A 21,131-nucleotide genomic window follows, 5' to 3' on the forward strand; every position below is an offset into this window, starting at 1 on the left:
TCCTCGCCCCGGACGCACCGCGACCCGGGCCCGTCGGACGGGACCCGGGTCGCGGGACGTGGCGTCGCCTCCTCGGCGGCGCCGCACGGCGTCAGGCAGACGTCAGCCGCAGGTCTGACCCTCGAAGGGGATCTCGTACTCCTGCGTCACGCCGTCGAGCGTCGCGGTCACGGTGACCGTCCCGCCCTCGACCGACGTGGCCCGGGTGTTGAACGACTGGTAGGCGTTCTTGCCCGGCTGGAGGTTCGGGAACCGCTTGGAGCCGTAGGGCGTCTCGAGGACGACCTCGACCGGCGCGTCCTCGCCGTTGGTGGCGCGGACCGCGAGGTGGACGAACTTGCCCGTGCAGCGCGCGGTGGCCTCGAGGTTCACGAGCTCCACCGTCGGGGCCGCGGCCTCGACCGTGACCGGGATGCGCGCCGTCGTGCCGCTCGGCGACGCGACGACCCACAGGTCGTACTCGCCCGCCGCGGCGTCGGCCGGGACCGTCGCCGTCAGGGTCGCCGCCCCGCCCGTCACCGTGGCGGTGCCCGCCGGGGTGCCCGGGGCCGCCGGGTCGAACGTGGCGTCCGCCGCGACGAGGTACCCGTCCACCGACGTGTTCGCCGGCGACCCGAGCGACGTGAGGTCGAGGCCCGAGAGCCCCACGCTCACGTCGGAGCCCGCCGTCACGGTGCCGGGCAGCTCGTCGACGACCACGCGCGACCGGTCGAACGACGGCGACACCGGCGAGCTCTGCTGCAGGTACGCGATCCACGCGTCCCGGTCGACCAGACCGGAGTCGCGCGGGTCGGTGCCGTCCGTGAACACGCGGAAGTTGTCGCCCCCGGTGGCCAGGAACGAGAACGTCGCGACGCGGTACTCGCCGTCGGGGTCGATCGGCTCGCCGTCGATCGTCACGGACGAGACGTTGCTCCCCGGCGCCGCGTTCGGGTCGGCGGTGCTCGCCGTCCACGACACGTTGTCCGAGAGGCCCAGGGCGAGGTACGGGCGCGACGGGCGGTTGCCGTTCGCGTCCGTCTGCCACTGCTGCTCGAGCATCTCGACGACCTGCTCGCCCGTGAGGGTCACGGTCCACAGGTTGTTGACGAACGGCAGGACCGCGTTGGCCTCGGCGTACGTGATGACGCCGTCGTCGCCGTGCAGGAGCTCGGCGCGCAGCCCGCCCGGGTTGACGACGCCGATGTCCGCGCCGCCGCGCGCCGGGTCGGAGAGCGTCGCGAGGAGCGAGTCCGCGACGAGGTTGCCGAGCGTCGACTCCGAGGCGCGGTCGTCACGCCCGGACGTCGGGTCCGGGCCGGGGCCCACGTACGTCCCGCCGGGACCCGTGTACGCGCCGCCCGCGAACGCGGTCGTGATGTCCGCGGTGACCTCGCCGATCGGGGTCGCGCCGATGATCTCGGCCTGCTGGAGCGCCGCGTCGACGATCGTCTTGACCTCCGCGACGCGCGGGTACGTCGCGACCAGGGTCGCGTCCTCCGTCTTCGTGCGGGCCACGTTCTGCGCCGTGTACGCCGTGACCTCGTGGGTCGCGGTGTCCACGGTGAGCGACACGTGCCCGATGAACTCGCCGTAGTTGCCGGTCTGGACGATCGGGCGGGTCTTGCCCGGGACGCCCGGGACGGGCGCGTCCCACGCGTACTGCTTGTGGGTGTGGCCCGTGAAGATCGCCGCGACGCGCGCGTCGGTCTCGTCGACGATGTCCGCGAAGGCGCCGCCCGCGGCGACCTCCTCCTCGAGCGTCGCGCCGTCGGGCGTGCCCGCGGACGCGCCCTCGTGGACGAGGCCCACGACGACGTCCGCCTCGCCGTTCGCCGGGTCGCCGTCCTGGAGCTGGGCGGTGACGCGGTTGAGCGCCTCGACGGGATCGCCGAACTCGACGTCGGCGATGCCCGACGGCGTGACCAGCGTCGGGGTCTCCTCCGTCACGACGCCGACGAAGCCGACGTCGAGGCCGTCGATCTCGACGACCTGGTACTCCGGCAGCGCCGGGTTCGTCGTGCCCTTGTCGTAGACGTTCGCGCCCAGGTAGGCCCAGTCGGCCTCGTCGGTGACCCGACCCGTGAGGTCGTCCATGCCCTGGTCGAACTCGTGGTTGCCCACCGCGGACGCCGCGAGGTCGAGCGCGTTCAGCACGTCGATCGTCGGCTGGTCCTCCTGGAGCGCCGACGCGAACAGCGAGGCGCCGATGTTGTCGCCCGCCGAGACGAAGGCCGTCCCGTCGGGGTTCGCCGCGCGCAGCTGCTCGATCGTGCCCGCGAACTTCACCGTGTTGGCGTCGATGCGACCGTGGAAGTCGTTGATCGCCAGCAGGTCCAGCTGCGTGGTGCCGGGCTCGGCGGCGCCGAGCTGGAGGCCCACGAGGACGGGGTCGTGGTCGGACGACCGGAACGGCGTCGTGTCGTAGAGGATCGACGCGTTGTAGTTGTACCGGCTGTACTCGTTGGCGATCGGCTCGACCGAGTTGATGTTCCACACGTCGGTGCCGGTGACGGCGTCCGCCGCGGCCGACGACGCGAACACGTGGTCGAGCGACCCGACGTACCCGTCGAACAGGTAGGTGTGCTCGCCCGTCGACGCACCGAGGTCGGTGTAGCCGGCGTCCTTGAGCACCTGCAGCGGGTCCTCCTGCTCGTAGGAGTTGAAGTCGCCCGCGAGCAGGACCTTGTCCGTCCCGGCGTCAGCCGCGACGTCCTCGGCGAAGGCGACGAGCGCCGTCGCCTGGCCCACGCGCGCCTTGTTGTACGCGCCCTGGCCGTCGCCGGTGTCCTTCTGGTCCGCGGGCGCGGAGTCGCTGCCGCCCTTCGACTTGAGGTGGTTCGCGACGACGAGCACGTCGTCGCTCGCCGCGTCGTCACCCTCGGTGATCCCGCCCGCGGGCTGGAACACCTGGGCGAGCGGCTCGCGCGCGTTCGAGAACGCCGGGTCGTCGAGCAGGATCACGGAGTCGCCGACCGGCTCGGCCTCGGCCACCTGGTAGATGTACGCGAGGCGGATGACGTCCTCGTCCGTCGGCACCGTAACCGGGGACGGGACGAACGCCCACTCCTCGGCACCCGCGGCCGCGTTGAGCGCGTCCACGAGGTCCGACAGCGCCTGGTCGCGGTCCTTGCCGAACGGCTCGGAGTTCTCGATCTCCATGAGCGCGACGACGTCCGCGTCGAGGGCGTCGATCGCCGCGACGATCTTCGTCTGCTGCCGCTCGAGGTTCGCGGCGTCCGCCGCGCCGCGCGCGTCGCAGCCCGTGCGGACCGTGACCGGGTTCCCCGCGCGGTCCGTGTAGAACTGGCAGCCCGCGACCTGGTCGCCCGTGGTCGTGAAGTAGTTCAGCACGTTGAACGTCGCGACGGAGAGGTCGCCCCCGACCTCGGCCGGAGCGTCCTCCCGCGTGTTCTCGAACGTGACCGGCTGCACCGTGGCGGCGTTGCCGCCGTCGCCCGCGGTGAGCTGCGTGCGCGGCTGGAACGTCCAGGCGTCGAACCGGTAGTCGAGGATGACCGGCGTCGTGAACGACACGGCCGCACCCACGCGCGCCGGTGCCCCGCCCGTGAGGTACGGGAACGGGACGCCCTTGTTCGCCGTGTTGTTGAAGTTCGTGGTGGCGCCGTCGTCGAGCACCACGGCCCGCGCCGCACGGTCCGCGACGGCGGCCGCCGCCTCCGCGCTGCCCGGCCGCCCGGCCGACGTCGGCTGGACGAACGGGTCCGTCCCCGCCGCGAGCACGAACGACCCGTAGTAGTTCGTGTCGTAGTTGTCCGCGACGACGTAGTCACCGGCGGGCTGCACGAGCATGCCCTCGAGGACCTCGCGCTCGGCGTCGGTCGCCGGGAACGCGACGTTCGCGGGCTTGACGTCCTGTGCCGCCTCGTCGAGCACGGTCCAGCCGCCCGCCGCGGGCGTGATCTGGGTGAGCGTGAAGTACTCGGACACCGCGCCCGTCACCTCGACGTGGTCGCCGACCGCCACCGCGGCCGCGCCCGCCTTCGAGTAGACGAAGATCGCGTCCGACGCCGTGTGCGACGCGTCGAGGTCGCCGCCCGTGCCCTCGGTCTGCAGGTAGAAGCCGTCGTAGCCGCCCGTAGGGTACGTCGCGGTGACGACGCCGCGCGTGGTGACCGTCTGCCCGACGAGCGGGCTCGCCGCCCCCGTGCCCTGGATCTCCGCGATCGGGACGACCTCGCCCGGCTCGGGGCCCGGGCCGCCGCCGTCGTCACCGCTGTTCTGCGGCGTCACGGCGCTGGAGAGCGTGAGGTCCTTGCTGTTGTCGTCCGAGTCGGCGTACCCGGTCCGGTTGATCGACGCGGGCACGCTGTTGGCCGACGGCGCGGGACCCACGGCCGTCTCGAACGTGTTCGAGGTGCCGTACCCGATCAGGTCGACGACGTTCGCGGCGCCCGCGGCGTTCCCCGCCGGCAGCGTCACCGGAGAGGTCGACCGCACGAGCGCCAGGGTGCCCGTCGTGCCCGACGGGTTGAGACCGCCCGTCGCGTCGGGCGTGGGCAGCGCGGCGCCGTTCGAGCCGTTCGACCCGCCCTGCACCAGGTAGTAGCCCCCGGGGGCGACCGAGCCGGTCAGCGCGGTCACGCCCGTGAAGGCGCCCGTGCTCGTCGCGGAGCGGTACTGCAGCGACATCCCGGAGAGGTCGATCGCCGCCTGCGTGGGGTTGTACAGCTCGACGAACTTGTGGGTGTACGGGGCGTTGGCGCTGCCGCCGCTCAGGTAGGCCTCGTTGATGACGAGGCCCGACCCGTCGGGCGCCGCGCTCGCGGCGGTGGCCGCCGCGACGGAGAACGGCACGGCGAGGGCCACGGTCAACGTGCCCGCCACCACCCTCCGTCGCCGCAGGTGCTGGTGGTCGGTCACGCTGACTCCTTCATCTCGTGCGGACGGCCGGGCAGCAGCTCGCGCGTTCCCGTGGGTCGGGGATGTCCCTCGGACGGGGCGGCGCCCTGCCTCCGCGGGACATCGCACCCCACCTGGATGAACGTGCGGTTGCTGCCGTGTCACCGTCACGAGAACGCCAGCGCACGTCGTCGTGCCGCGAGCGCCCGCGCGGACGGCGGCCGGTCATCCTGGGACGCTAGTCCCCCGCCCGGCGCTCCGCCAGACCGGCCCCCAGAACGTTACCCACCGGTAACACGCTCGCCGCCCCCGAGCGGATGCCGAGGCCCCCGCCGCAGGGGTCAGCGCGGCCGGGCCGCCTGGAGCGGCAGCAGGAAGGAGATGTCGGAGCGCTCGCCCGACGCGCGCACCCGCCCGTCCGCGACGGCGTCGGCCCAGGCGACGGCCCCCGTGACGAGGCCCAGCCACGTCTGCGGGTCCGTCTCGACGACGTTCGGCGGCGTCCCGCGCGTGTGCCGCGGGCCCTCGACCGCCTGGACGGCCCCCGCGGGCGGTACGCGCACCTCGACCGTGTGCCCGGGCGCGACGTCGGCGAGCTCTTCGAGCGTGAACCGCACCGCCGTCGTCACGGCGCGGCGGTCGGTGGGGTCGTCGCGCCACGTCGCCAGGGCGAGGCGGCCGGCGGCGGGGTCGGTACGGCGTCGGGCAGGCACGAGGACCAGCCTAGGCCGCGCAGCCCGGCGTCAGCCGACGGTGAACCGGACACGGCGCCCGGGCACCGACGCCTCGCGCAGCGTGGCGCGCACCGGGTCGCCGAGCGGGAGGTCCGCCCCCTCGACGGGGGCGCGCACCGCGGGGTCGGCGAGGACCACCTGGCCGCGCCGTGCCCCGCCCGCCTCGTCGGCGTCCTCGCGCTCGAGACGACGGGCGCGCTCGCGGTCGTCCTCGACGTCGACCACGACGCCGTCGAACTCCTCGCCCTCGCGGCCGGTGAGCAGCGCGGCCTCGACGACGTCGACGATCGCGCGCTCGTACCCGCTCGCGCGCTGGCCCGTGCGGGCCATGGTGCGCGGGAGACCGGGCAGGGCGTCGAGCACCCACCGCGGCACGTCCTCCCCCGTGCACAGCGCGAGGCACACCTCCGTGCCGTACCGGTCCACGAGCCGGCGCAGGGGCGCGGTGACGTGCGCGTACTCCGCGCCGATGGCGGCGTGCGCGGCGTCGTCGGGCACGCCGGGCTCCTGGCCCGTGCCGCCGAACGTTTCGTACGAGGCGCCGCGGAACAGCGACGTGGCCTCGTTGAGGAACGCGGCGTGGCGCGGGACGCGCGAGTCGAGCGTGGGGACGAGGTCGGCGTACGGCGTCTCGCGCGGCCAGTCGATGCCGAGCGCGCGGGCCGTGCGGCGCAGGCGCGCGAGGTCGCGCGGGTCGGCCTCGGGCAGCGCGCGGAAGACGCCGACGCCTCCCGCGCGCATGAGCCGCGCCGCCGCGATGCCCGTGAGGAGCGACACCTGGGCGTTCCACGCCTCCGCCGGGAGGGTCGAGCGGAACTCGAGGCCGAACGAGCCGTCGTCGCGCGTGACGATCTCCTGCTCGGGTACCTCGAGCGACACGCCGCCGCGCTCGCGCTCGCGCGCGAGCCGCAGCTCGCCCACCTCGCGGAGCAGCAGGAGCGCGTCGCCGGTGTCGTCCCCGGCGGGACGAGCGTCGATCCGGGCCTGCGCCTCCTCGTAGGTGAGGCGCTGCGTCGAGCGCACGACGGCGCGCCGCACCGTCGCGTCGAGGATCTCGCCCCGGGCGTCGAGCACGACGCGCCAGGCCGCGGCCGGGCGGTCCTCGCCCGGCAGGAGGCTCGCCGCACCCTCGGACAGCACGGCCGGGTGCAGCGGGGTGCGGCCGTCGGGCGCGTAGAGGGTCGTGCCGCGCTCGTGGACCTCGGCGTCGATCGCGCCACCCGGCACGACGAACGCGCCGACGTCGGCGATCGCGTAGTGCACGACGAACGCGGCGCCCGCCGGGTCGTCGGGCACTCCCCCGGCCCGCTCGAGGTGCAGCGCCTGGTCGAGGTCCATCGAGCCCGGCGGGTCGATCGTGACGAACGGGACGTCGCGCAGGTCGACGTGCCCCGGACCGGGCACCGCGCGGTCCTCGCGCACGACCTCCTCGGCCTCGGCGAGCACCCCGTCCGGGAAGCTCTCCGGTACCTCCATCTCGCGGCGCAGCGCCGCGAGCGCGTCGGTGACGAGGGCGGTGGTGCTCGGGGCGGAGGGCTCGGGTCGCGCGAGGCGCAGGTGACGGGCGGGCACGAGCCCGACCCTACCCACCCGTCGCCGGGGACGTCCTGCGTGGCAGGACGGACGACGACGGACGGGCGAGCGCGCGGGCCAGGGCGTCCGACTGACCTGGCCCGCGCGACGCGCACGCATCACCACCGACGCGTGCCGCCGGGCAACCCCCGCTGCCCGGACGATGAGGGGACGGGCGACGCCCGACTCACATGCCGCGCGTGCCGAAGCGGTCGCGGGCGACGGCGTCGCCCCCGCCCGCCGCGGCCGCGGCGAGCTCGCGGCGCACCTCCTCGCGGAGGCGGCCGTGGTTCTGCGGCTCCGGCGCCGCCCCGAGGAGCAGCTTCGTGTACTCGTGCTGCGGGTCGAGGATGACCTGGTCCGACGGCCCGCGCTCGACGACGTTCCCGCGGAACATCACGAGGATCTCGTCGCTGAAGTGCCGCGCCGTCGCGAGGTCGTGCGTGATGTAGAGGACGCCGAGGTTCTCCTCGCGCTGCAGGCGCGCCAGCAGGTTGAGCACCCCGAGCCGGATCGACACGTCGAGCATCGACACGGGCTCGTCCGCGACGAGGAACCGCGAGCCGGGCGCGAGCGCGCGGGCGATCGCGACGCGCTGGCGCTGGCCTCCGGACATCTCGTGCGGACGCTTCTCCGCGAACGTCCCCGGGGGCGTGAGGTTGACGCGCGTGAGGAGCTCGTCGACGGCCGCGTCGAGCTCGGCGGCCGTCTTCGCGAGCCCGTGGATCCGCAGCGGCCGCTCCAGGTGGTGACGGATCGAGTGGAACGGGTTGAGCGACGCGAAGGGGTCCTGGAACACCATCTGGACGTCGTGCCGGTACGCGGACAGGGCGCGCCCGCGCCGGGCGGACGGGACGCCGTCGAGCAGGATGTCGCCGGACGTCGGCGTCTCGAGCTTCGCGATCATCCGCGCGACGGTCGACTTCCCGGAACCCGACTCACCGACGATGGCGATCGTCTTGCCCGGCTCGAGCGTGAACGACACCTCGTTCACCGCGCGCAACCGCGACCGCTTCCACCCGTTGCGGATGACGAAGTCCTTGGTGAGGTTCCGGATCTCGAGCGTGCCCATCAGGCCACCCCTCCCGTGCTGTCGGCGGTGTCCTCGCCGGACCGGACGAACCCGCCCCGGTCGCCCGTCAGGCTCGGGAACGACCCGAGCAGGCGGCGCGTGTACTCGTGCGCGGGCGCGTTGTAGATCGCCTCGGCCGTGTTGAGCTCGACGATCTCGCCGCGGAGCATGACCGCGATCCGGTCGCTGATCTCCAGCAGCAGCGGCAGGTCGTGCGTGATGAAGACGACGGCGAAGTCGAACTGCTCGCGCAGCCGCATGATCTCGCGCAGGATGCCGCGCTGGACGACGACGTCGAGCGCCGTCGTCGGCTCGTCCATGATCATGACCTGCGGCTGGAGCGCGAGGGCCATCGCGATCATCACGCGCTGGCGCATGCCGCCGGAGAGCTCGTGCGCGTAGCTGTCGAGCCGGTTCGGGTCGACGCCGACGAGCTCCAGCAGCTCACGGCTGCGCTCGAGCTTGTCCTTCGCGGACATCCCCGGGCGGTGCGTCGCGAAGACGTCGAACAGCTGGGCCTTGATGCTGATCACGGGGTTGAGGGAGTTCATCGCCCCCTGGAAGACCATCGAGACCTTGTCCCAGCGGAACGCCCGCAGCGAGTCCCCGGACAGGGCGGCGACGTCGATGTCGTCGCCGTCCTTGTCGTGGAGGACGATCTCCCCGCTCGTGCGCAGCGCCGGCGGCTTGAGGAGCTGGTTGAGCCCGTACGCGAGTGTCGTCTTGCCGCAGCCGGACTCGCCCGCGAGGCCGAGGATCTCGCCCCGGTGCAGGGTCAGGGACACGTCCTTCACGGCCTGCACGACCGGGTTCACCTGGTACTCGATCGAGACGTTCCGCGCCGTGAGCACCGGGATCGCGCCGGGCGGGGCCCCGAAGTCGCCCGCGGCCTTCGCGGTGAGGGTCGGTGTGCTCATGACTGGACCTTCTCGTCGTCTCGGGCCGGGGTGCTCGCCGGGCCGTCTGCCGTGGCGGCAGCGCCGGCGGCCGGCGCGGTCGCCGCCGCACGCTTCGCGCGCTGCTTGCGGGCGAGCCGGACGTTCTTGACCGCGGCGGGCGCCGTCCGGAGCCTCGGGTTGATGATCTCGTCGATGCTGAAGTTGATGAGCGCGAGCCCGCACCCGAACAGCGCGATGAGGAGGCCCGGCGGCACGAACCACCACCAGCGTCCGTAGGCCATCGCGTTCTGCGTGCTGGCCTCGTTGAGGATCGTGCCCCAGGTGACCGACCCCGACGGCCCGAGGCCGAGGTACGAGAGACCGGCCTCGCTGAGGATCGCGAGCAGCACGGCACCCAGGAAGTTCGCGGTGAGGAGCGGCAGGAGGTTCGGCAGGATCTCGACGAGGATGATGCGCGGCGCCTTCTCGCCCGCGACCTTGGCCGCGTAGACGTAGTCACGGCTCCGCAGCGACCGGGCCTGCGCCCGCAGCACGATCGCCGCGCCCGCCCAGCCGGTGATGCCGAGGATCAGGGCGACGAGAAAGAGCGAGCGCGACTCCAGGTAGGCCGAGATCACGATGATCAGGGGAAGCCCGGGGATCACGAGCATGATGTTCGTGACGAAGGACAGGATCTCGTTCGTCCAGCCCCCGACGTAGCCGGCGAGGATGCCGAACAGGAGCGAGAGGACCATCGCGATCACGCCCGCGAGGAGGCCGACCGTCAGCGAACCGAGGCCTCCGTGCGCGACCTGCGCGAAGATGTCGACGCCGATGTTGTTTGTGCCGAGCAGGTGCTCGGTGCTCGGCGGCAGGTACGCCGGGTTCGACGTCGCCCGCGGGCTCTGGCTGAACAGCGGCGTCACGACGGAGAAGAGCACGATCCCGAGCGTCAGCACGAGGCCGACGACGAGCTTGCCCGAGCGGCGCGGGAGCATCGCCCGGATGCCGCGCTTCGGCGCGGAGCTCTTCGGGACGGGCTCGCCCGCGACGACGGCCTCGGGCGGGGCGATGGGCACGTCCGGCACGATGCCGGCGGTCCGGTTCTCGGGCGGCAGGCCGTCCACCACCACGGAGGCGGCGGGCGCGGCGTCCGCCGCAGGCGTCACGGTCTCGGCGTCACGGGTGGGGTCAGCCATTGTTCCGCGTCCTCGGGTCGATGATGCCGTTGATCAGGTCCATGAGGAAGTTCGCCGCGAGCACCACCACGGTGATCACGAGGAAGGCGCCCTGCATGAGCGCGTAGTCCTTCGCCTGGACCGCGGTGAAGAGCAGCTTGCCGATGCCGGGGTAGCTGAAGGCCTGCTCCATGACCACCGACCCGGCGACGACGAAGCCGAGCGCGATGCCGAAGCCCGTGACGGACGGCAGGACCGCGTTCCGCGTCGCGTACGTCAGCGCGACCCGGAAGGGGCGCAGGCCCTTGGCCTCGGCCGTCGTGACGTAGTCCTCGGCGATGGTCGAGACCATCATGTTGCGCATCCCGAGGAGCCAGCCGCCCATCGCCGACAGGATGATCGTCACGGCCGGGAGGGTGCCGTGGTAGATCACGCTGCCCACGAAGTCCCACGACCACTCGGGACCGCTGTCGAACTCGAAGATGTCGTACGCGCCCACGATGGGGAACCAGCCGAGCGACACCGAGAAGATCGAGATGAGCACCAGGGCGAGCCAGAAGTACGGCACCGCCTGGAGGAAGGTCGACGCGGGGATGATGTGGTCGACCCAGGTACCGCGCTTCCAGCCGACCCACGCGCCGAGGCCGACGCCGAGGAGGAACGCGATGATCGTCGCCAGCCCGACGAGGCCCACCGTCCAGGGGAGGGCCTCGCCGAGCAGCTGGCTCACAGGTGCCGGGAAGTACAGGACCGACGTACCCAGGTCACCCGTGAAGATGTTCTTCCAGTACGCGAGGTACTGCTCCCACAGGGTGGCGTCGTCACTGCCGAAGAGGACGTCGACGCTCTGGATGAGACCAGGGGTCAGCTCGCCGTTCTTCCGGAGCATGGTGTCGAGGTAGATCTGCTTGGGGTCACCAGGGATCGCCCGCGGCAGGAGGAAGTTGAGCGAGACGGCGGCCCAGAAGGTGACCACGTAGAACGTGATCCGCCGTGCGTAGTACCTCATGCGACTGACTCCTCGTTCACCCGAGCTCCTCTTCGGCAGTGCGACATCAGCTCGCGGGCTCGAGCTGGGAGAGGATCACGCCGTTGCTGATCGTGGCCCACGACGGCGGGAAGGCGTACATGTCGTCCTCGGACGGCCAGCCGGTGTAGTCCTTCGTGTTGACGAACGACATGGTCGGGTTCACGACGAGGGCGATGTAGGGGAGGTCGCGGGCGATCTCCTTCTGCACCGTGGCGTACGCGGCCTTCTTCGCGTCCTCGTCGTTGGTGCCGGCGGCGGTGGCCACGGCCTCGTCGACGAGCGGGTTGGAGTAGCGCGGGAAGTTGAAGCGGCCGGCCTCGATGGTCTCGCCCACCGGCGTCGTGTACTCGGTCGTGAGCCACTGGCGGTAGATGGCGAACGGGTCGTCGAGCGAGGTGCCCGTGATGCCGCTGATCATCATCTGGTAGTTGCCGCTGGTCCGGGCGTCGGACATCTCCTGCTGCGTGATCTTCACGTGGTTGATCTGCACGCCCGCCTCGAGCGCCTGCTGCGCGATGAGGTCACCGGCCGCGTTGTGGTCGCTCCAGCCGTCGACCGAGATGAGGTCGACCGAGAGCTTCTGGCCGTCCTTCTCGAAGATGCCGTCGGCACCCTTGGTGTAGCCGGCCGCCTCGAGGACCTTGGCCGCCTCGGCCGGGTCGCCCTCCTGCGGGCTCTCCTTCTCGATCTCGGGGGAGATCCAGCGGTCGTCACGACCGACGAGCGCGAGCGACGGCGACGCGACGGCCGCGTGGCCCGAGAACGCCTTCTCGTTGATCTCGCCGCGGTCGACGAGCAGGTTGACCGCCTGGCGGACGGCGAGGTCCGTCTGCGGGCCCGCGCAGCCGAGCGCCGCGTTCGAGCACGACATGATCGTGGTCGGGTCCTGCGGGGTGTTGAGCAGCGAGACCTGGCCGCCGCCGGTGACCGTGTCCGGGTCCGCGATGAACATCGTGGTCCAGTCGATCTTGCCGGTGGCGAGGAGGTCCTGGGCGCTCTGGTTCTTGTCGAGCGCGAGGAAGCGGACCTTCTCGAGCTTCGGCTCGCCGCCCCAGTAGTCCTCGTTCGGGACGACGGTGTAGGTCGCGTTCGTGATGGTGTCGAGCGTGAACGGGCCGGTGCCGACGGGCTCCTCGTTCGTGTACGTGATGAGGTCCGACACCTCCTTGAAGAGGTGCTCGGGGACCATGAGCGTGGTGCCGAGGATCTGCACGGCGCTCGTGAACTGCGCGCCGTTGAACGTGAACTTGACGGTCGACTCGTCGACCTTCTCGATCGTGTTCAGGTAGTCGCGCTTCGCCGCCTCGTTGGTGTACGAGAAGATGACGTCCTCGACCGTGAAGTCCTCGCCGTCGGACCACTTCACGCCCTCGCGGATCTTGACGGTCAGCTCGGTGCCGTCCTCGCTCCACTCGTAGGACTCGCCCAGGCGGGGCGTCGGGTCGCCGGCCTCGGCGCGGTTGTAGAAGAACAGCGGCTCGTAGATGCCGCCGTTCGTCACGTGCAGCGGGTTGGGCGCGTACGGGTTGAAGTTCGCGACCATGGGCGTCTGGGTGCCGGCCCAGACGTTGAGGACACGGGCCTCGCCGCCGTTGCCCTCGCCCTCGCCGTTGCCCCCGCCGGTGCAGGCGCTCGCGAGCAGCGAGACGCCCGTCACGAGTGCCGCGGCCGTGAGCAGACGCTTGCGCGCCGTGCTTCGAATCATCTTCGGTCCTTTCGCATGGACGACGCGTCCTCACGTCGTTCTTCGGCGCCCGCAGGCGTGTGGCAGGAACACTAACTAATAGCCACCGGCCCTCCTACGAATACGACAGGAAAGTTACCTAACTGAGACATCGATACCAGGATCGCGCCGGAACAGGCTCGGCCGGACCCCGTGGGACGGGGTCCGGCCGAGGTGCCGGGGGCGGTCAGGAGGGAGCGGGGGCGGCCCGCGGCCGGTCCGGGCGCCACGGGCCGTGCGGGGCGCAGCGCGTCGTGCGGGCGCAGCAGGCGGCGCTCGCACGAGCGGCCGGGGACGGGGTCGGCGGCGGTACGGCGGCAGCGCCGCCAGCGGGCCGGGGCGGGGTCAGCGAGCGACGTCCAGCGCGGCGCGCGCGGCCCGCGCGACCTCGGGGTCGGTGACCTCGTAGCCGGCGTCGCCGCCACCACCCGGCCCGGCGTCGTCCGCGACGACGCGCTTGGCCGAGAGGTGCACGGCGTCCACGCCCGCGGCCACCAGGGCCCCGACGTCCTGCGGCCGCACTCCCCCGCCGGCCATGACCTGCACACGTCCGTCGAGCGCGTCGCGCGCGTGCGCCGCCATGGCGCGCAGTCGGTCCGTGCCGTCGATGCTGCGCGACGCGCCGCCCGAGGTGAGCACGCGCACGACCCCGGCCCCCGCGAGCGCGTCGAGGGCGGCGAGCGGGTCGGCGACGACGTCGACGGCGCGGTGGAACGTGACCTCGCGCCCGTCGGCGGCGTCCACGAGGGTGCGGACGGCGCCGACGTCGACCAGGCCGTCCGGGGTGAGCGCACCCACGACGACTCCGCGCGCCCCGGCCGCCACCGCGGCCCGGACGTCGCGCACCTGGACGTCGAGGTCGGTGGGCGTGAGAACGAAGCCGCCCGGGCGCGGGCGCACGAGCACGTGCACCTCGACGCGCGGCCCGGAGTTCTCGGCCGCCGCCGCGGCGGCGACCGCGGCCTCGACGAGCCCGGCGCTGGGCGTGAGCCCGCCCGTGGCGCCGAGACCGACGCACAGCTCGACCCGGTGGGCACGCACGGCCGCGGCCACACGGACGCCGTCGGGGTCCTGGACGGCGAGCTCGAGGGCCACGTCGCGGGCCGCGGGCGCCGCGGCGCCCTCGGGGTGGGTGGTCGTCATGGCGCTCTCCCGTCGTCCGGTCCGGCGGCCGTCGCGTCGCGCGACCCGCACGACGGCGGCCGTCGGCCAGGGTAGACGACTCCGGGCAGCGCGTCGGGCGCGCGGGCTCAGGCCGGCGTCGGCCGTCCCGCCGCGACGGCGGCGAGGCACGCGGACCGCAGGGTCGCGGCCACCTCGTCCGGGTCGCCGAGGTACCCCGCGACCATCGCGCCGTCGCGCAGCATCATGAGCTGCGCCGCGGTCGCGTCGGCGTCCGCGACGCCGACCGCCGCCGCGAGCCGCGCGAACACGTCCCGCGTCCAGCGCCGGTGGCGGTCCACGACGACGCGCACCGGGTCCTGCGGGTCGGGCGTCTCCGCCGCGGCGTTGATGAACGGGCAGCCGCGGAAGCCGGGCACGCAGCTCACGGCGCCGATGGCGCCCGCGAGGGCGCTCAGGGCGTCGAGCGGCTCGGCGTCGCGCAGGGCCTCGTCGACCACCGCGCGGTCGCGCGCGGCCTGCTGCTCGAGGTACGCGACGACGAGGTCGGACTTCGTGCGGAAGTGGCGGTAGAACGTGACCTTGGTGATGCCGACCTGCTCGATGATCCGGTCGGCGCTCGTCGCCCGGATGCCCTGGGCGTAGAAGAGCGCCGAGGCGGCTTCGAGGATGCGGCGGCGCGTGCCCGCCGCGGTGCCGCGGCCCGTCGCCCCGGACGTCGGCGAGTCGTCGACCATGGCCCCCTCCTTCTCTCCGCCCCTTGCGCGCGGTCGGCCGCCAGTCTAGGTTCCTTGATGTAGACGTACTAGTAACTCTACGTCGCATCACGACTCTCGAAAGGCACCTCGATGGCTGACACCCTCTACACCGCCGTGGCCACAGCGACCGGCGACGGCCGCGCCGGAGGCCGCGCCGTGTCCGACGACGGCCAGCTCGACGTCACGCTCGCGGTCCCGCGCGCGATGGGCGGCCCCGGTGGCGGGACCAACCCCGAGCAGCTGTTCGCGGCCGGGTGGTCGTCGTGCTTCCACTCGGCGCTGAAGATGGTCGCGGCGCAGCGCAAGGTCCCCGTGACGGACTCGGCCGTCGTCGCCGAGGTCGACCTCGTCCCGAACGGCGACGGCGGCTTCTCGCTCGGCGCGACGCTGCACGTCGAGCTCGGGGGCGGCGTCACCCAGGAACTCGCCGAGGAGCTCGCGGAGGCCGCGCACGCCGTCTGCCCGTACTCGCTCGCGACCCGGGGCAACATCCCCGTCACGGTCCGCACGACCGTCGCGTAAGGCACCCCGGCACCACCGCCGGGACCGGCTCGCGGATCGGTCCCGCGGGTCGGGCCCGGCGTTCAGTCCAGGCAGAACTCGTTGCCCTCGACATCCTGCATGACGATGCAGGACTCGTTCTCCTCGTCCGCGAGCATCGCACGCACGCACGTCGCGCCGAGCGCGACGAGCCGGTCGCGCTCGGCCTCGAGCGCGGCGAGGCGCTCGGCACCCACGAGCCCGGTGCCGGCACGCACGTCGAGGTGCACGCGGTTCTTGACGACCTTGCCCTCGGGGACGCGCTGGAAGTACAGGCGCGGGCCGGCCCCGGTGGGGTCGCTGCACGCGGACCACGCGTCCCGCTCCTCGGCCGGGAGAGAGGCCTCGGCGTCGTCCCAGGTGGCGAAGCCCTCCGGGGGCGGCGCCGGGACGTAGCCCAGCACCTCGCACCAGAACCGGGCGACGCGCCGTGGCTCCGCGCAGTCGAACGTGACCTGGATTTGCCTGATCGTCGCCATCCGGCCACCCTAGGCGCCCGGGCCCTCCCGGTCCGAGGGCATTCTTCCCGCGCTGGGAGACCGGGCCGGACACGCCCTCGCGCGCGCTGCGCCGCGGCTCGTGACTCAGCGGGACCGGGTCAGGAGCCACTCGTCGAGCGGGAGGGCTCGGACGCCCGGCCCGCGTAGATCCCGAACACGCCGGGTGCGATCAGCAGCACGACGCCGAGCACGATCGCCACCGCTCCTCCGACGGGATTCGCGGCGCACACCCGTCCCACGTCCGGGGAGAAGCACCGGTCGTCGAAGGCGCCCGCGGCGAAGAAGAGCGCCGCGAAGGCCAGCGGGAAGGCGGGAACGTAGAGGAGCGCCGCCACCACGAGGCCGAGGACCGCGCTGCCGGCGCGCTGCCCGACCGTGCGCCCGGCACTGTTCGCCGGCCGGCCGGTCATGTCGTCGGGCTCCACGACGACCGAGCATAGGCCGCTCGCCACCCCGTGTGGAGCGTCGCTCCTCGCTCCGTGCCCCACAGCAGGGCGCGGATCTCCGCCGGGGCACGGTGCCGCGCCGGCCTCGCGCGCACGACGGCCGCCGGAACCACCGCTCTGCGCGGGGCGCCGACGGCCGTCGTCGTGCGGCTCGGGTCAGATGACGCCGAGCGCGAGGATCGCGTCGGCGACCTTGGTGAAGCCCGCGATGTTGGCGCCGAGCACGTAGTTGCCGGGCGTGCCGTACTCGTCGGCCGTCTCGACGCAGCGGTCGTGGATGCCCGCCATGATCTGCGCGAGGCGGTCCTCGGTGTACTCGAAGGACCACGCGTCGCGCGACGCGTTCTGCTGCATCTCGAGGGCCGACGTCGCGACGCCGCCCGCGTTGGCGGCCTTGCCCGGCGCGAAGAGGACGCCCGCCTCCTGGAGCAGCGCGACGGCGCTCGGCGTCGTGGGCATGTTGGCGCCCTCCGCGACCGCGACGACGCCGTTCGCGACGAGCTGCTTGGCCGCCGCCTCGTCGAGCTCGTTCTGCGTCGCGCACGGGAGCGCGACGTCGCACGGCACGTCCCAGATGGACCCGTCGGTGACGACGCGGGCCCCGGGACGGCGCGCGGCGTAGTCGGCGACGCGCCCGCGCTCGACCTCCTTGATCTGGCGCAGGAGCTCGAGGTCGACCCCGGCCTCGTCGACGACGTAGCCCGACGAGTCGGAGAACGCGACCACGTTCGCGCCGAGCTGCTGCGCCTTGGCCGTCGCGTAGATCGCGACGTTGCCCGAGCCCGAGACGACGACGCGGCGCCCGTCGAGCTCCTGCCCGCGCGTCTCCAGCATGTTCTGCGCGAAGAGGACCGTGCCGTAGCCCGTGGCCTCCGTGCGGACGAGCGAGCCGCCCCACGAGATGCCCTTGCCCGTGAGGACGCCGGACTCGTACCGGTTGGTGATGCGCTTGTACTGCCCGAAGAGGTAGCCGATCTCGCGGCCGCCCACGCCGATGTCGCCCGCGGGGACGTCCGTGTTCTCGCCGATGTGCCGGTAGAGCTCCGTCATGAAGGACTGGCAGAACCGCATGACCTCGCCGTCGGACCGCCCGCGCGGGTCGAAGTCGGAGCCGCCCTTGCCGCCGCCGATGGGCATGCCCGTGAGCGAGTTCTTGAAGATCTGCTCGAAGCCGAGGAACTTCACGATGCCGAGGTAGACCGACGGGTGGAACCGCAGGCCGCCCTTGTACGGGCCGAGCGCGGAGTTGAACTCGACGCGGAAGCCGCGGTTGATCTGCACGCGCCCGGTGTCGTCCACCCACGGGACCCGGAAGATGATCTGGCGCTCCGGCTCGCACACGCGCTCGAGGACGGCGGCCTCGACGTAGCGCGGGTGCTTGCGCAGCACGGGGCCGAGCGAGTCGAAGACCTCGCGCACGGCCTGGTGGAACTCGGCCTCGCCGGGGTTGCGACGCAGGACCTCGTCGTAGACGGACTGCAGTCGGCTGTCCATGGGTACTCCTCGTCTGACGCGGGCGGAACTCCTGCTGACGGTACGCCTGTGCCAGAAGCTCCCGTCACACCGTCTCACTCCGCGCGCACCGGCACGGGCGTCCACAACGCACGAGCGACCGCACGGGGCGGCACAGGAGTCACCGACGACGACACATCCGTCCACCCACTGAGAAACCCTACCGATCCGGTGCAGTTTCCCGGGGCGGTTGCTATACCCGTCCCCAGGTCACGAGCGCCAGCGCCAAGCCCCGGCTCGCTGGCCGGCAACCCCCTGTCACGGCGGGGTGCTCCGGGAGATGACCAGGCCGGGCCCGGCCTGCCCCGCCACCGGCGAGGACGGCCCGCACGGCAAGCGTGATCGACGACTACTGCGAGGTGCACATGACCCACCACCCCACCCACCCGACGGTGCTCGCCGTCTCGGGCAACCCGCGGCCCGGCTCGCGCACGCTCGGCGCCGCCGAGACGGTCGCGCGCCGCGTCGCCGACCTCCTCGGCGCGGACGACGTCGCCACGGTCGACCTGGCGTCACTCGCCGGCGAGGTGCTCGCCGCCGACCACCCGGCGGCCGACGCCGCCCGTGAGCAGCTCGCCCGGGCGACCGTCGCCGTCGTGGCGACGCCGGTCTACAAGGCGTCGTACACCGGGCTGCTCAAGGCCTTCCTCGACCTCTACGGCCCCGACGGGCTCGCGGGCGTCGTCGTGGTCCCGCTCGTCGTGTCCGGGAACCCGGCGCACGCGCTCGTCGGGGAGGTGCACCTGCGACCCGTGCTCGTCGAGCTCGGCGCCGTCGTCCCGACCCGGTCGCTCACGGTCACCGAGCCGCAGCTCGCGGACCTGGGACCGGTCGTGGACGCGTGGCTCGCGCGCCAGGGCGACGCCCTGCGCCGCGCCACGGCACCGCTCCCCCCGGCGGAGGACCGCCCGGCGGCCAGCACCGACGAGGCTGTCGCCGACGCGTTCGCGGGGGTGGCCCGATGACCGCCGAGCTCACCCACCTGGAGGCCCTCCTGGCCGAGCAGGACGAGCCCCAGCTCTCCCCCGACGAGTACAAGGCCGTGTTCCGCGGCCACCCCGCGGGCGTCGCCGTCGTCGCGCTCGAGCACGGCGACCGCCTCGTCGGCTTCACCGCGACGTCGGTCATCTCCGTCTCCGCCGCGCCCCCGCTGCTCGCGTTCTCGCTCGCGTCCACGTCGTCGTCGTGGCCCGCGGTCTCGACCGCGCGCACGCTGACCGTGAGCTTCCTCGCGGACCACCAGGACGACGTCTCGGCCCGGTTCGCGACGAGCGGCATCGACCGGTTCGCGGACGGCGGCTGGTCGCGCCTGCCGACGGGCGAGCCCGTGATCGACGGCGCGCTGTCGTGGGTGCGCGGGCGGGTCGTCCAGCGCACCCCGGTGGGCGACTCCTACCTCGTCTCGCTGCGCGCGCTCGCGTCGAGCGTCGGCGCCGCGCCCGGGGCGCCGCGGGAGGCGGCGGCGTCGCCGCTCGTCTACCACGACCGCACCTACCACCGGATCGGCGACCACTCCGCGCTCTGAGCGCGCGGACGGGCGAGGGGCCCGACGGCGGACGTCCCGCCGTCGGGCCCCTCGCCCGTCCCGTGCCGCCCCTCACGGGTGGTCCGTCACCAGCTCCAGCCGCGCGCGCTGAGCTCGAGCTCCTCGCGGAACCGCTCGTCGTCGCCGGTGCGGAAGCCCGCGCGCAGGGGCGCGTCCGCGACCGGGAGCCCCGTGAGCCGGCAGGCCTCGCGCAGCAGCGCGTCGTAGGCGCCCTGGACCGCTAGGTAGTGGTGGGCGCGCGCGTAGACGTCCGGGTCGGCCTCGATGCGCCGGAGCTCCGCGGCGAGCGCGGTGAGCCGCACCTGGAGCGCGAGCGTCGTGAGCGGGTCCGGGGCCGCGGCGGCACGACGGCGCCCGCCCGCCCGGTGGCTCGGAGGTCGCCCGGCCCGGCGCAGCACCCACCACGCGGCGGCGGCCGTGCACGCCGTCGCGCACCAGATCATGAGCAGCCACGACATCGGAGCCGACCTCTGCGCGGGGAGACCCACAGGACCTCTCCAGTCTAGGTCTCCCCGGCCCCGCGAGGCAGGGTGGGCGGCCCCCTGCCCTCGCCGCCGGCCCGCGCGGCAGGTCAGCCGTCGAGGAGGTCCGGCTGCGGGTGCCGCACGCCCTGGACGGCCGCGCGCGGGATCGCCGCGCCGATCGTCGCGACGTCGTCCGGCGTGAGCTCGACCGCGGCCGCCGCGACGTTCTGCTCCAGGTATGCGACGCGCTTCGTCCCCGGGATCGGGACGACGTCGTCGCCCTGCGCGAGGAGCCACGCGAGCGCGAGCTGCGCCGTCGTGACGCCGTGCTCCGCGGCGAGCTGCTCCAGGGAGCGCACGAGGCCGCGGTTGTGCTCGAACGCCTCGCCGGCGTACCGGGCGTGGGCGCGGCGCACGTCGTCCTCCGCGAAGCCGTCGGTGGCGTCCACGGTCCCGGTGAGGATGCCCCGGCCGAGCGGCGAGAAGGGCACGAAGCCGACCCCGAGCTCGCGCAGCGTCGGCAGCACCTCGTCCTCCGGGTCGCGCGTCCACAGCGAGTACTCGCTCTGCACGGCCGTCACGGGGTGCACGGCGTGCGCGCGGCGCACGGTCGCGGCGGACGGCTCCGAGAGACCGATGCCGCGGACCTTCCCGGCCTCCACGAGCTCGGCGAGCGCGCCCACCGTGTCCTCGATGGGCACCTGGGGGTCGACGCGGTGCAGGTAGTACAGGTCGAGGCGGTCGGTGCCGAGGCGGCGCAGGCTCGCGTCGACTGCGGCACGGACGTACTCGGGGCGGCCGTCGACCGGACGCCCGTCGGGGTGGCCGCCCGCGGGCGGGAGCCCGAACTTCGACGCGAGGACGATCTCGTCCCGGTGCGGCCCGAGGACCCGGCCGAACAGCTCCTCGTTGCGGCCGTGGCCGTAGACGTCGGCCGTGTCGAAGAGCGTCACGCCGAGATCGAGCGCGCGGCGCAGCACGGCCTCGGCCTCCGCGGCGACCGCGGGGCCGTAGGCGTCGGTGACGGACATGCCGCCGAACCCGACGGCGGAGACGGCGAGCGCCGCCCCGCCGGTGCCGAGCGTGCGCGACGGGAGGGTGCCGGGGGCGGGGGTCCGGGAGGTGTCGGTCATGGCCCCAGCGGACCACCGCGCGCCGCCGGGGGCAAGGGCGGACGCCGTCCTCTCACCTGGCGAGAGGACGTGACACGCCGG

18 protein-coding genes and 1 riboswitch are annotated in these 21,131 nt (G+C 73.4%); of the genes, 3 read left to right on the plus strand and 15 right to left on the minus strand.

Going from position 1 to position 21,131, the window contains the following annotated elements:
• Nucleotides 1-102: 102 nt before the first annotated feature.
• From B8281_RS00680 to B8281_RS00725, 10 genes are all read right to left on the minus strand, one after another.
• A complete protein-coding gene (locus B8281_RS00680) occupies nucleotides 103-4,863 on the minus strand; it encodes an ExeM/NucH family extracellular endonuclease (protein WP_232322628.1) in 4,761 nt (1,586 codons plus the stop codon).
• Between the two features lie 320 nt (nucleotides 4,864-5,183).
• A complete protein-coding gene (locus B8281_RS00685; RefSeq protein ID WP_043656540.1) occupies nucleotides 5,184-5,555 on the minus strand; it encodes a sterol carrier family protein in 372 nt (123 codons plus the stop codon).
• Between the two features lie 30 nt (nucleotides 5,556-5,585).
• Nucleotides 5,586-7,148 carry an RNB domain-containing ribonuclease gene (locus B8281_RS00690; RefSeq protein WP_369824922.1) on the minus strand — a complete coding sequence of 521 codons (1,563 nt, stop codon included), beginning with the start codon at nucleotides 7,146-7,148 and terminating at the stop codon, nucleotides 5,586-5,588.
• Between the two features lie 187 nt (nucleotides 7,149-7,335).
• Complete coding sequence (locus tag B8281_RS00695; RefSeq protein ID WP_085386586.1) at nucleotides 7,336-8,220, minus strand: ABC transporter ATP-binding protein; 885 nt, start codon at nucleotides 8,218-8,220, stop codon at nucleotides 7,336-7,338.
• Nucleotides 8,220-9,137: an ABC transporter ATP-binding protein gene (locus B8281_RS00700; RefSeq protein WP_157446508.1), complete on the minus strand. Its 918-nt coding sequence runs from the start codon at nucleotides 9,135-9,137 to the stop codon at nucleotides 8,220-8,222. The genes B8281_RS00695 and B8281_RS00700 overlap by 1 nt, the downstream gene beginning before the upstream one ends.
• On the minus strand, nucleotides 9,134-10,297 hold the full coding sequence (locus tag B8281_RS00705) for an ABC transporter permease (protein ID WP_085386587.1): 1,164 nt from the start codon (nucleotides 10,295-10,297) through the stop codon (nucleotides 9,134-9,136). The genes B8281_RS00700 and B8281_RS00705 overlap by 4 nt, the downstream gene beginning before the upstream one ends.
• Nucleotides 10,290-11,285 (minus strand): ABC transporter permease, encoded by a 996-nt coding sequence (locus B8281_RS00710; RefSeq protein WP_085386588.1) that lies wholly within the window; start codon nucleotides 11,283-11,285, stop codon nucleotides 10,290-10,292. The genes B8281_RS00705 and B8281_RS00710 overlap by 8 nt, the downstream gene beginning before the upstream one ends.
• 46 nt (nucleotides 11,286-11,331) lie before the next feature.
• A complete protein-coding gene (locus B8281_RS00715) occupies nucleotides 11,332-13,011 on the minus strand; it encodes an ABC transporter substrate-binding protein (protein WP_085386589.1) in 1,680 nt (559 codons plus the stop codon).
• 363 nt (nucleotides 13,012-13,374) lie between these two features.
• On the minus strand, nucleotides 13,375-14,172 hold the full coding sequence (locus B8281_RS00720; RefSeq protein ID WP_085386590.1) for a copper homeostasis protein CutC: 798 nt from the start codon (nucleotides 14,170-14,172) through the stop codon (nucleotides 13,375-13,377).
• A 107-nt stretch (nucleotides 14,173-14,279) separates the two neighbouring features.
• Nucleotides 14,280-14,888 carry a TetR/AcrR family transcriptional regulator gene (locus B8281_RS00725; protein ID WP_085386591.1) on the minus strand — a complete coding sequence of 203 codons (609 nt, stop codon included), beginning with the start codon at nucleotides 14,886-14,888 and terminating at the stop codon, nucleotides 14,280-14,282.
• A gap of 111 nt (nucleotides 14,889-14,999) precedes the next feature.
• On the opposite strand from B8281_RS00725, the gene B8281_RS00730 reads away from it, so the two are divergent.
• Nucleotides 15,000-15,431 carry an organic hydroperoxide resistance protein gene (locus B8281_RS00730; RefSeq protein ID WP_085386592.1) on the plus strand — a complete coding sequence of 144 codons (432 nt, stop codon included), beginning with the start codon at nucleotides 15,000-15,002 and terminating at the stop codon, nucleotides 15,429-15,431.
• A gap of 62 nt (nucleotides 15,432-15,493) precedes the next feature.
• On the opposite strand, the gene B8281_RS00735 is transcribed toward B8281_RS00730, so the two are convergent.
• The 3 genes from B8281_RS00735 to gdhA form a co-directional block, all read right to left on the minus strand.
• A complete protein-coding gene (locus B8281_RS00735) occupies nucleotides 15,494-15,928 on the minus strand; it encodes a VOC family protein (RefSeq protein ID WP_085386593.1) in 435 nt (144 codons plus the stop codon).
• 119 nt (nucleotides 15,929-16,047) lie between these two features.
• Nucleotides 16,048-16,374 (minus strand): hypothetical protein, encoded by a 327-nt coding sequence (locus B8281_RS00740; RefSeq protein WP_085386594.1) that lies wholly within the window; start codon nucleotides 16,372-16,374, stop codon nucleotides 16,048-16,050.
• A 177-nt stretch (nucleotides 16,375-16,551) separates the two neighbouring features.
• On the minus strand, nucleotides 16,552-17,889 hold the full coding sequence (gene gdhA / locus B8281_RS00745; protein WP_021482903.1) for an NADP-specific glutamate dehydrogenase: 1,338 nt from the start codon (nucleotides 17,887-17,889) through the stop codon (nucleotides 16,552-16,554).
• Between the two features lie 226 nt (nucleotides 17,890-18,115).
• Nucleotides 18,116-18,218, plus strand: a riboswitch (SAM riboswitch).
• A 54-nt stretch (nucleotides 18,219-18,272) separates the two neighbouring features.
• Between gdhA and B8281_RS00750 the strand changes: the two genes are divergently transcribed.
• Together B8281_RS00750 and B8281_RS00755 are read left to right on the plus strand one after the other, a co-directional pair.
• A complete protein-coding gene (locus tag B8281_RS00750; protein WP_085388537.1) occupies nucleotides 18,273-18,872 on the plus strand; it encodes an NADPH-dependent FMN reductase in 600 nt (199 codons plus the stop codon).
• Nucleotides 18,869-19,432 (plus strand): flavin reductase family protein, encoded by a 564-nt coding sequence (locus tag B8281_RS00755; RefSeq protein ID WP_034653585.1) that lies wholly within the window; start codon nucleotides 18,869-18,871, stop codon nucleotides 19,430-19,432. The genes B8281_RS00750 and B8281_RS00755 overlap by 4 nt, the downstream gene beginning before the upstream one ends.
• An 86-nt stretch (nucleotides 19,433-19,518) precedes the next feature.
• Here the strand turns inward: B8281_RS00755 and B8281_RS00760 are convergent, their stop codons facing one another.
• Together B8281_RS00760 and B8281_RS00765 are read right to left on the minus strand one after the other, a co-directional pair.
• On the minus strand, nucleotides 19,519-19,911 hold the full coding sequence (locus tag B8281_RS00760; protein WP_228074943.1) for a hypothetical protein: 393 nt from the start codon (nucleotides 19,909-19,911) through the stop codon (nucleotides 19,519-19,521).
• Nucleotides 19,912-20,024: 113 nt separating this feature from the next.
• The gene (locus tag B8281_RS00765) at nucleotides 20,025-21,050 is read right to left on the minus strand and encodes an aldo/keto reductase (RefSeq protein WP_085386595.1); all 1,026 of its coding nucleotides are present in this window, start codon (nucleotides 21,048-21,050) and stop codon (nucleotides 20,025-20,027) included.
• Nucleotides 21,051-21,131: the final 81 nt, after the last annotated feature.

This window comes from Cellulosimicrobium sp. TH-20, assembly GCF_002105775.1.
GTDB lineage: Bacteria > Actinomycetota > Actinomycetes > Actinomycetales > Cellulomonadaceae > Cellulosimicrobium > Cellulosimicrobium funkei.